The organism is Paraburkholderia sp., assembly GCF_035501035.1.
Lineage (GTDB): Bacteria > Pseudomonadota > Gammaproteobacteria > Burkholderiales > Burkholderiaceae > Paraburkholderia.
Window position 1 is genome coordinate 1 of record NZ_DATJWR010000036.1, and the last position, 8566, is coordinate 8566.

The 8566-nt window shown below is 60.5% G+C and carries 6 protein-coding genes and 1 pseudogene; 3 read left to right on the plus strand and 4 right to left on the minus strand.

Going from position 1 to position 8566, the window contains the following annotated elements:
- Positions 1-146: pseudogene (locus VMJ11_RS02375) on the minus strand (IS6 family transposase); the annotation flags it as partial.
- A 462-nt stretch (positions 147-608) separates the two neighbouring features.
- On the opposite strand from VMJ11_RS02375, the gene VMJ11_RS02380 reads away from it, so the two are divergent.
- Both VMJ11_RS02380 and VMJ11_RS02385 read left to right on the plus strand, forming a co-directional pair.
- Entirely contained in the window at positions 609-1703 is a 1095-nt protein-coding gene (locus VMJ11_RS02380) for an SAM-dependent methyltransferase (RefSeq protein WP_325616539.1), read from the plus strand.
- Between the two features lie 22 nt (positions 1704-1725).
- A complete protein-coding gene (locus tag VMJ11_RS02385; RefSeq protein WP_325616542.1) occupies positions 1726-4005 on the plus strand; it encodes an FdhF/YdeP family oxidoreductase in 2280 nt (759 codons plus the stop codon).
- Between the two features lie 105 nt (positions 4006-4110).
- On the opposite strand, the gene VMJ11_RS02390 is transcribed toward VMJ11_RS02385, so the two are convergent.
- From VMJ11_RS02390 to VMJ11_RS02400, 3 genes are all read right to left on the minus strand, one after another.
- Positions 4111-5061: an acetamidase/formamidase family protein gene (locus VMJ11_RS02390; protein WP_325616544.1), complete on the minus strand. Its 951-nt coding sequence runs from the start codon at positions 5059-5061 to the stop codon at positions 4111-4113.
- Between the two features lie 156 nt (positions 5062-5217).
- Positions 5218-5541 (minus strand): AzlD domain-containing protein, encoded by a 324-nt coding sequence (locus tag VMJ11_RS02395; protein ID WP_325616548.1) that lies wholly within the window; start codon positions 5539-5541, stop codon positions 5218-5220.
- 4 nt (positions 5542-5545) lie between these two features.
- Positions 5546-6271, minus strand: coding sequence for an AzlC family ABC transporter permease (locus VMJ11_RS02400; protein ID WP_325616550.1), 726 nt, complete (start codon positions 6269-6271; stop codon positions 5546-5548).
- A 1066-nt stretch (positions 6272-7337) separates the two neighbouring features.
- On the opposite strand from VMJ11_RS02400, the gene VMJ11_RS02405 reads away from it, so the two are divergent.
- The coding region (locus tag VMJ11_RS02405; protein ID WP_325616546.1) for an ATP citrate lyase citrate-binding domain-containing protein at positions 7338-8566 on the plus strand (1229 nt) is incomplete at its 3' end.

Below are 8566 nucleotides of genomic sequence, written 5' to 3' on the forward strand. Positions count from 1 at the left end.
GAGATGCCTCGCTCCGCCATCATTTCTTCCAGGTTTCGCAGGCTCAGCGGATAGGCCACATACCAGCGAACGCAAGTCAGCATCACATCAAGCGGGTAATGCAGGCGTTTGAGCACGCGAGCCACGGCCGGATTCAGCGTCTTCATCAAGTTTTCAGTCGTTCATCTTGTGCCGTACATCATAGCCGACCGCCTTATTGCGACAAAACCCTTTGGACTCACCAGGTCAAGCCCGCGGACACGTCTGCGAACACGAGGGGCAAGCGACCGGCCGACCGCGCGATCAGGGTTTGCCACGCCAGTACGTTTCGTATCTGTGTTGTCCCAACCAGATCATCAACAAAATTACAACACGCTCAATACGCCGTAGTGATAGCGCTCTTTTTGCCGTGTCGCAAATTTCCAGATGACACGGTGAAGAACCAGTATTTTCAATTTTTGCAGTTGATTTTATTTACAAACGTTGGAGCGGACTGTGCTTAATTAAACATGTCGATTATTGTGAGGTTGGAAAATGAATAATAAAATTCTTTGCGCTTCTGTCGCGACAGTAAACAACGCAGGCGGTCTTCGGTGCGTTACCGGAGTCTGCGGCGGGAGGATGCAGTCATGAACGCCGCAAAGACCATGTCAGGCGCCATGGAAGGCGGCGGCGCGTACAACCGCCACGCGGGGCTACAGGCTGCAGGCGGGACGCTCGCGCTGGACGCCTTAAGGCTGGCGGCTGAAAGCGTCGTGCTGGAGATGGCAGACCAGCCGATCGTCATTGCCGAATATGGAGTGTCTCAGGGCAGAAATTCGCAACTTCCGATGCGCATGGCGATTACCGCGCTACGTGCCCGGGTTGGCCCGGATCGCCCTGGTTTTGTCTATCATGAAGATCTGCCCGTCAACGATTTCGGCTCGCTTTTCGAGGTCCTGGAGTCGGCGCCGGACCGATATGCCCGCGATGACCCGCACGTGTACCCCTGTGCGATTGGCCGGTCGTTCTACGAGAGCGTGCTTCCACCGGCCTACGTGCATCTCCGATGGAGCGCGTACGCCGCGATGTGGTTAAGCAGCGTCCCCATTCCGGTCGCTGACCATATCTACGTGCCCTGCATGAAAGGGGCCTCGAGCGCTGCGTTTCGCGAACAGGGAAAGGAAGACTGGCAAAAGTTCCTTTCATTGCGCGCCACCGAGTTGCGGCCAGGCGGGCGTCTCGTCGTTGTGCTTCCGGGGGCGGACGACGATGGGCTCACGGGATTTGAGCCGCTCATGAACGACGCGAACGATGTGTTGACCCAGATGGCAGACGAGGGTGCCATCACAGCAGATGAACGGGCGCACATGGTATTGGCGTCGTTCGGCCGCCCGTTGCGCGAACTGCTCACAGCATTCGAGATTGACGGCCGGTTTTGCGGGCTCTCCGTCGAGCACCACGAGCGGCTTCCCGTGCCCGACGCCGTGTGGGACGCTTTTCTGCACGACGGGGGCGGCGCGCGGCTGGTGAGTCGATATGCTGCGTTTTACCGTTCCACGTTTATGCCGTCGTGGTTCCTTGCGCTAGCACAACCGAACGACGCGCAAAGGAAAGACAAACTGAGCGACCGGTTCGAGCACCTGCTGAAGGTACGACTTTACGCTCGTATGGAGCCACTCCGTTCGCAGGTCCAGATGCTCGTCTTTGCGCGCGATGGTCAACTCCCCCGCGACCGAGCCTGATACGCGCTCCATGGAGTTTCATATGACCAAGCATCGCGAAGTGCCAGGTATCAGGAAGTATGAAGGCCATGCCGGCGGTTGGGGCGCGCTTCGTGCCACGACGGATGCCGTCCGGATGCAGATGGACACTGTCAAGGCGCCGATCACGCTGTTGCGGATGAACCAGCCCGACGGCTTCGACTGTCCGGGTTGCGCGTGGCCCGACAAGGAGCACCGGTCTACGTTCCAGTTCTGCGAAAACGGCGCGAAGGCGGTCACGTGGGAGGCCACGACCAGGCGCGTGACGCCCGCCTTCTTCGCGAACAACACGGTCTCGTCGCTGCTGCGCATGTCTGACTACGAACTGGAGGCGATGGGCCGCCTCACGCAGCCGCTCGTCTACGATCGCGCGACAGACACGTTCCGTGCGGTCGAATGGGAAGCCGCGTTCGTGCGGATCGGCGAAGTGCTGCGGGGCCTGTCGCCCGGGCAGGTCGACTTCTATACGTCAGGCCGCACGTCGAACGAGGCCGCCTACCTCTATCAGCTGTTTGCCCGCGAATACGGCTCGAACAATTTTCCCGACTGCGCGAACATGTGCCACGAAGCGACCAGCGTCGGCTTGCCACAATCGATCGGCATCGGCAAAGGCACGGTGTCGCTGGACGACTTCGACAGGTGCGAACTGATCATCTCGATCGGCCACAATCCGGGCACGAACCACCCACGGATGATGGGCACACTGCATGAGTGCGCGCGACGCGGCGTCCCGATTCTCGTGTTCAATCCGCTGCGCGAGCACGCACTCGAACGCTTCGCCGATCCGCAGGACTGGGTCGAAATGGCAACATACGGGTCGACCCGGATCGCCTCGACCTACTATCAGGTCACCGCCGGCGGCGACGCGGCCGCCATCAAGGGGATCATGAAGTCGCTGCTGGAGATGGACGCGCAACAGGGCAACGTGCTGGACCGCGAGTTCATCGCTGCGCATACCGAAGGATTCGACGCGTTCGCCGCCGATCTGCAAGCCACACCGTGGGCGGATATTGAAGCGGCGGCCGGACTCGGCCAGGCCCAGCTCGGGGAGGTCGCGCTCGCCTATGCCAGGTCGAATGCGACAATCGTCGCCTATGGCATGGGTGTCACCCAGCACAACAAGGGAACGGCGAGCGTGCGCCTGATCAGTGACCTGCTGCTTTTGCGCGGCAATTTTGGCAAGCCCGGCGCCGGTATCTGCCCGCTGCGCGGTCATTCCAACGTGCAGGGGAACCGTACGGTCGGTATCACCGAAAAGCCGTCCGAAAGCTTTCTGAAGAAGATCGAGGAGGTGGTCGGGTTCACGCCGCCAAAAGCACACGGACGTGACGCTGTCCAGACGATGCAGGCGATGATCGACGGCAAGTCGAGGGCGCTGATCTGTCTCGGCGGCAACTTCGCCGTGGCGCTGCCCGATCCCGAACAGTCGTTCCCTGCGATGCGCAAACTCGAACTGAGCGTCCACATCGGCACCAAGCTCAATCGTTCGCACCTGCTGGTCGCGAACGAAACCTACGTGTTCCCTTGCCTCGGCCGGACGGAGCTCGATGTGCAGGCGGGCGGCGCGCAATCCGTGACGGTCGAGGACTCGATGGCGATGGTTCACGCATCGGCCGGCAAGCTCACGCCAGCGTCCGGGCATTTGCGCTCCGAGCCGGCAATCGTCGCGGGGATGGCGCGTGCAACGCTGCCGGACAGCAAGGTGCCGTGGATGGAGCTGATCGCGGACTACGACAGGATCCGCGACCTGATCGAGAAGACCATCCCGGGATTCGAAGCGTTCAATACTCGCATCCGCACGCCCGGCGGCTTCCGCCTCCCGCTGCCACCCACCGAACGCATCTGGCGGACTCCGACCGGAAAGGCGATGTTTTCGGTGTACACGGGCGTAAACGAAGACGCAGACGTGTTCGGCGGCGAGCAGGCGTTGCGCCTGATCACGCTGCGCAGCCACGATCAGTACAACACAACGATATACGCCATGGATGACCGTTATCGCGGCGTGTTCGGCCGGCGCGATGTGCTGTTCATGAATGCGTCGGATCTCGCCCGATACGGGCTCGAGCACGGCGATCTGGTCGACATTGAGACGATCACGTCGTCGGGCAGGCAGATGCGCCTCAAGAACATCACCGCGATCGAGTACGACATCGCGCCGGGGTCGGTGGGCGCGTACTATCCTGAGGCGAACGTGCTGGTGCCGCTCGACTTCATCGACAAGGCATCCGGTACGCCGTCCTACAAATCGGTACCGGTTCGCGTAACGCGCGCGGCAACCATCTGATTTCGGGCGAACTCATTGCACAGCTCTGTCCGGCCGCGCACCGCTCGTGGCGCCCCCATCGAATTGGACCGGGCTGGCTAGAGACGGCGAACCGCTTTTGAGCACTCACTCGAATACGATTCGCGGGAAGTAGAGGGAGACAATCCAGTTAGGCCGGTCGACGATCTCGCTGATGCGCAGGTCGGCGCAAACGCTGCACAACAGGTAAGCATCGATTGCGCTGATGTGATGTTGTCGCGTCAGAATGTCGATCATTCCAGAGACGGCTGCCCGAGCACCTTCCATCAGATCTGGACCGATGCCCGTGGTGACTTCATAGCCCTTCGCATCGAGATGACGGCTGACCGGGCCCGGCGTTGTAAAGCGGGGAAACGCGAGGTTCGCCTTTTTGACCAGTTCGAATTTCGCCGTCAATGCTACGGGACTCTCGATGGCCGTCCCGCATACCTCGCCGTCACCTTGTGCGGCGTGCGTGTCACCCACCGAGAATAGCGCGCCCTCCACCTCCACAGGTAGATATAGTTCTGTGCCTGCGCCGATGTCGCGAATATCCATGTTGCCACCGACACGACGTGGTGGAATCACGCTGTGCAAACCCGGTTCTCCCGGGGCGAGGCCGATCGTGCCGCAAAACGGCTTCAAGGGAACACGTGCACCAGGGCCGTACATGGCCGGGATCTTCAGATCTGCCTCGTATTTCCAGGTGTGCAGGGCCGGGTCGGGAAACTGGTCTGCGAGCAAGCCAAAGCCGGGAATGTTTGCCGTCCAACCCCAGCCCGATGGAGCGAACGACAACAGTGTGACCTTGACGGCGTCGCCCGGTTTAGCGCCGTCGATATACATCGGGCCAACAACCGGGTTCACCCTCGCAATGTCCAGTCGTGCAATGTCGTCGACGGTCGAATTGGCAGTGAGTTGCCCACCCGATGCGTCGACGGGAAAGAACTCGACCGTTTCACCAGGCGCCACGGTCAACACGGGCTTGAGCGTCCGGTCCCAACCAAGGTGGCTCTGATGCTCATGGATTGAGTGGCGTGCCAAAGGTATTCCGCTCATTGCTCACTCCCTGTATTTTTGCCCGGAGGATGTAGCGGCCGTCTACTGTCCTTTCGATCATCTGACAGGCGCGCACGCTCGTTGCCACGATTGGTTACAATCGTCGCACCCCGCGGCCTGTTCGCTTGCTGGCGGAGGTTTTCGATCCGGGCAGGATCAGTGGGCGAGGAGTCTCTGCCAGAAAAAAAACACGACCAGTCCGACGGCGATCGTGACCAGGGGACGGCGCGTGAGCGCTGAGACGCCGCAAGCAGCGAGCGCGCCGACGAGTTGCGGGTTGCGCCAGGTTAGCTCGGCGCCTCCGCCGTGCGGTGCGACGACCATCGGCACGATAATGGCCGTGAGCACGGTGACGGGCACGAACTCAAGCGCAGTGCGCGCTAGCGGCGGAAACACAACGCGTTCCCCGAGCATGAAGATGGCTGCGCGAATCAGACCGGTGATGACGGCCATACCGAGGATAAGAATAACGAAGTTCATCGCCTCACTCACTCCTCGTCGCGGCAAGCTGCTCATGGGGGCGCGCCAGCACGACGCCGACCGCCACGCCACCTGCTACGGCAACAAGCAGTCCGAGCTTGTACGGCCAGTCGTAGCAGAGCCAGGCGAGCGTGCCGGCGGCGACGGCCGCGGCAATATAGCGTAACGCAACGAGCTGTGGCACGACGATCGCGATGAACGTGGCGACCATCGCGAAGTCGAGGCCTAGCGACTGCAGGTGTGGAAATGCAGCGCCAGATAGCAGGCCGACGAGCGTCCAGATCTGCCAGTTTGTATACATCGCAAGACCGGAGCCGAGAAAATAATATGGGCCAATCGCTCCGGGCGGCGCAAGCCGGTAGTGGTTATAGGTGACGGCGAACACCTCGTCAGTCAGGAGGGCCGCGAGCACGCAGCGCCAGCGTGGAGAAAGTCGTGCGACGTAAGGTGCGAGCGTCGCACTGTAGAGCAAATGTCGCAGATTGACGATGAATGTCGTTGCCAACACAACGATAAGGCCTGCGTGGCCGGCGATGAGCCCAAGCGCAATGAACTGCGCCGAGCCGGCGAAGACGGTGAGCGACATCAACTGGCCGTGCCAGAGATGCAGCGGGCCAGCGGTGACGAGCGTGCCAAAGATTACGCCAAAGGGGGCCGCGCCGACCATCATCGGGATCGTATCGCGGGCTCCGCCGGCGAACTCCTTGAACCATGTAGGAGAGGTCGACATCGTGCGGACGAGGACGGGACTCTGAATGCTACCAATGCGCCATCGAACATCATTGGACGCTCTTTGGCTTCCGAGGGCAAAAGGCAGTTTGCGGCGATGGCCGGCCGTCCGATGCGTGGCGCCCAACGGCGCCAGCGCTCTAACCGCTCCCAACCGGCCCTGCACCTTTCGATGAGTCGTCGCATGTGCAACCATCGAAAAACGCATTAACTCACTATAGGCCATCAACATGTTTTCACAAGTCGCTCGAAAGCCGTCTTGGTGTTAACTAAGTTTTGAAGGTAATTTGGGTCGAGTACGGTCGATCGAAAACAACGGAGCGGCCGTTCACCAAGTCCGGCCTTTCTTTGTCAGATCACCGTCGTACAGCCGCCGGATGCGTTTATGGTTTGTCAGCCAGCCCTCGCGCTGAACAGCAGATGAATTCGCCGATAGCCATAGCGCCGCTTTTGCGCGGTGATGGCCATCATCCGGCCGGTCAACACTTCGGATAAGGCGAGCGAGTCGTCTAGCGCCGGGTGCAGCGTGCACTGCTCGCGAGCGAAAGTCCGCTTGTCGAGTTACAGGCCGTCGACGCGCGTGATCCTCATAGCGACGCTCCTTACGATATTTGTAGCTTCGCGTGTTTCGCAGGGTGGCCGATTGAGCTGCCTCTCATGGCTGAAATCTCAGCCTGTGCAGATCCGCAATTTCTGAATTTTACGAACGCGGTTGTCAAGCGTGACGTCTCGCAAAAGGAAAATTGACTTTAAATCATGGACTTATAAATATTCGACGTGGTCGCGCACTGGCACGAGCCTTGCCTTGTATCCGTGTACCGGCCGTCAGGCCATCAAAGCGGCCTTGAGGCCGCCATCACGGAGAGGACACCATGATTTTTCCCATACCACCTCGTACTAGCGGGCGACGCTAGTCCCCCCAACCTTTGGTCATTCAGATCCGTCGTTGACCGCCTCACGCGGTCGGGGACAGGTACGCCCGTCGATTGACTTATCACGGCGTGCGCCCACGCGAGGGCGATGCCAACCCGCAGGCCGTTCAGGAAACAACTCGGCAAGGAGACGATATGCAAGTCACCGGTATGTTGCATGGCTCACAGCTGCTGCAGTTCGGCGGCTTCCCAACCTCAGAGGTGCTCGGACCCGACGCCAGCGAAGAGCAGATCAAGGCGTTGATCGATCGCCACGGGTCGGTGTTCGTCAAGCCGATGTTCAAGGGCGGAATAGGCAAGAAGGGGAAGGCCGGTCTCGTCGGACGCGCCAGTGACCTGAGAACGGCACTGAAAGAGAAGGAGCGGCTTTATTTTGCGGAACACCGCCATGGAAACCAGACCGCCAAGGCAAACGGCGTGACGTTCGAAGGGGCGGTGCCGGCGGAACACGAAGTGTATTTCTCGATCACCGACTCGACGCATTTCCGGGCGCCGACGATGACGCTCACGCATCACGGTGGCGTTGATATTGAAGAACTCGAGCCGGGCATGATTGTGCAAGTGCCGTTCGATCCGCTGACCGGTCTGAAGGCATTTGTGGTCGCCAATGCGCTGTCGCGTCTGAACGCTCCCAAGGAAATCATTTCGCCTCTGGTCCAGCACCTGCCGAAGCTGTGGGAGCTTTATCACAACTTCGGCATGACCACGCTCGAACTCAATCCGATCCGCATGCAGCCCGGCCGCGACGGCCGTCTGACGCCCGTCGCCTGCGACTTTAAATGCGGCTTCGACCGTGACGACCTCCGCTGGCAACGGCTGAACATACCCGCACATCTGTTCTCGGTCGACTATTCGGACTTCGAATCGGAGATCAACCAGTTGCGGACCTATCAGGGGCAGAGTGACGTTTATGTGATCAACGAGCGCGGCACCATCCTCGCGCCGACCTTCGGCGGCGGGGCCAATTCGCTGGTCTCGGAAATGCTAGGTGATGACGCGATCATTTCGTCGGATTTCGGTGGCAACCCGCCCTACGAAAAAATGAAGGAGGTAGCCCGGATCTGCTTCAAGCACTGGCTGAAGCAGACCAATGTCCTGTTCATTATCGGCGGCAAGTCAAACAACACCGACATCTTCGAGACCTTGCGCGCGATGGCCGACGCCTTGCGGGAGCACTTTAGCCAGAATGGTCCGACGCCGCTCTACGTCGTGATCGGACGCGGCGGCCCGAACCTGGTGCGCGGCATGGGCGCAATGCGCGATACCTGCGATGCCCTCGGGCTGCCGTACAGCATTTTCGGGTTCGATTCGGACATCAGCGAAGTCATCCAGTACGCCAGGGCGGCGGACGCGTGGATGAGGGC

Coding starts and splice junctions, on each gene's coding strand:
- VMJ11_RS02380 (WP_325616539.1), top strand. CDS start 609: ATGAACGCCGCAAAGACCATGTCAGGCGCCATGGAAGGCGGCGGCGCG.
- VMJ11_RS02385 (WP_325616542.1), top strand. CDS start 1,726: ATGACCAAGCATCGCGAAGTGCCAGGTATCAGGAAGTATGAAGGCCAT.
- VMJ11_RS02390 (WP_325616544.1), bottom strand. CDS start 5,061: ATGAGCGGAATACCTTTGGCACGCCACTCAATCCATGAGCATCAGAGC.
- VMJ11_RS02395 (WP_325616548.1), bottom strand. CDS start 5,541: ATGAACTTCGTTATTCTTATCCTCGGTATGGCCGTCATCACCGGTCTG.
- VMJ11_RS02400 (WP_325616550.1), bottom strand. CDS start 6,271: ATGTCGACCTCTCCTACATGGTTCAAGGAGTTCGCCGGCGGAGCCCGC.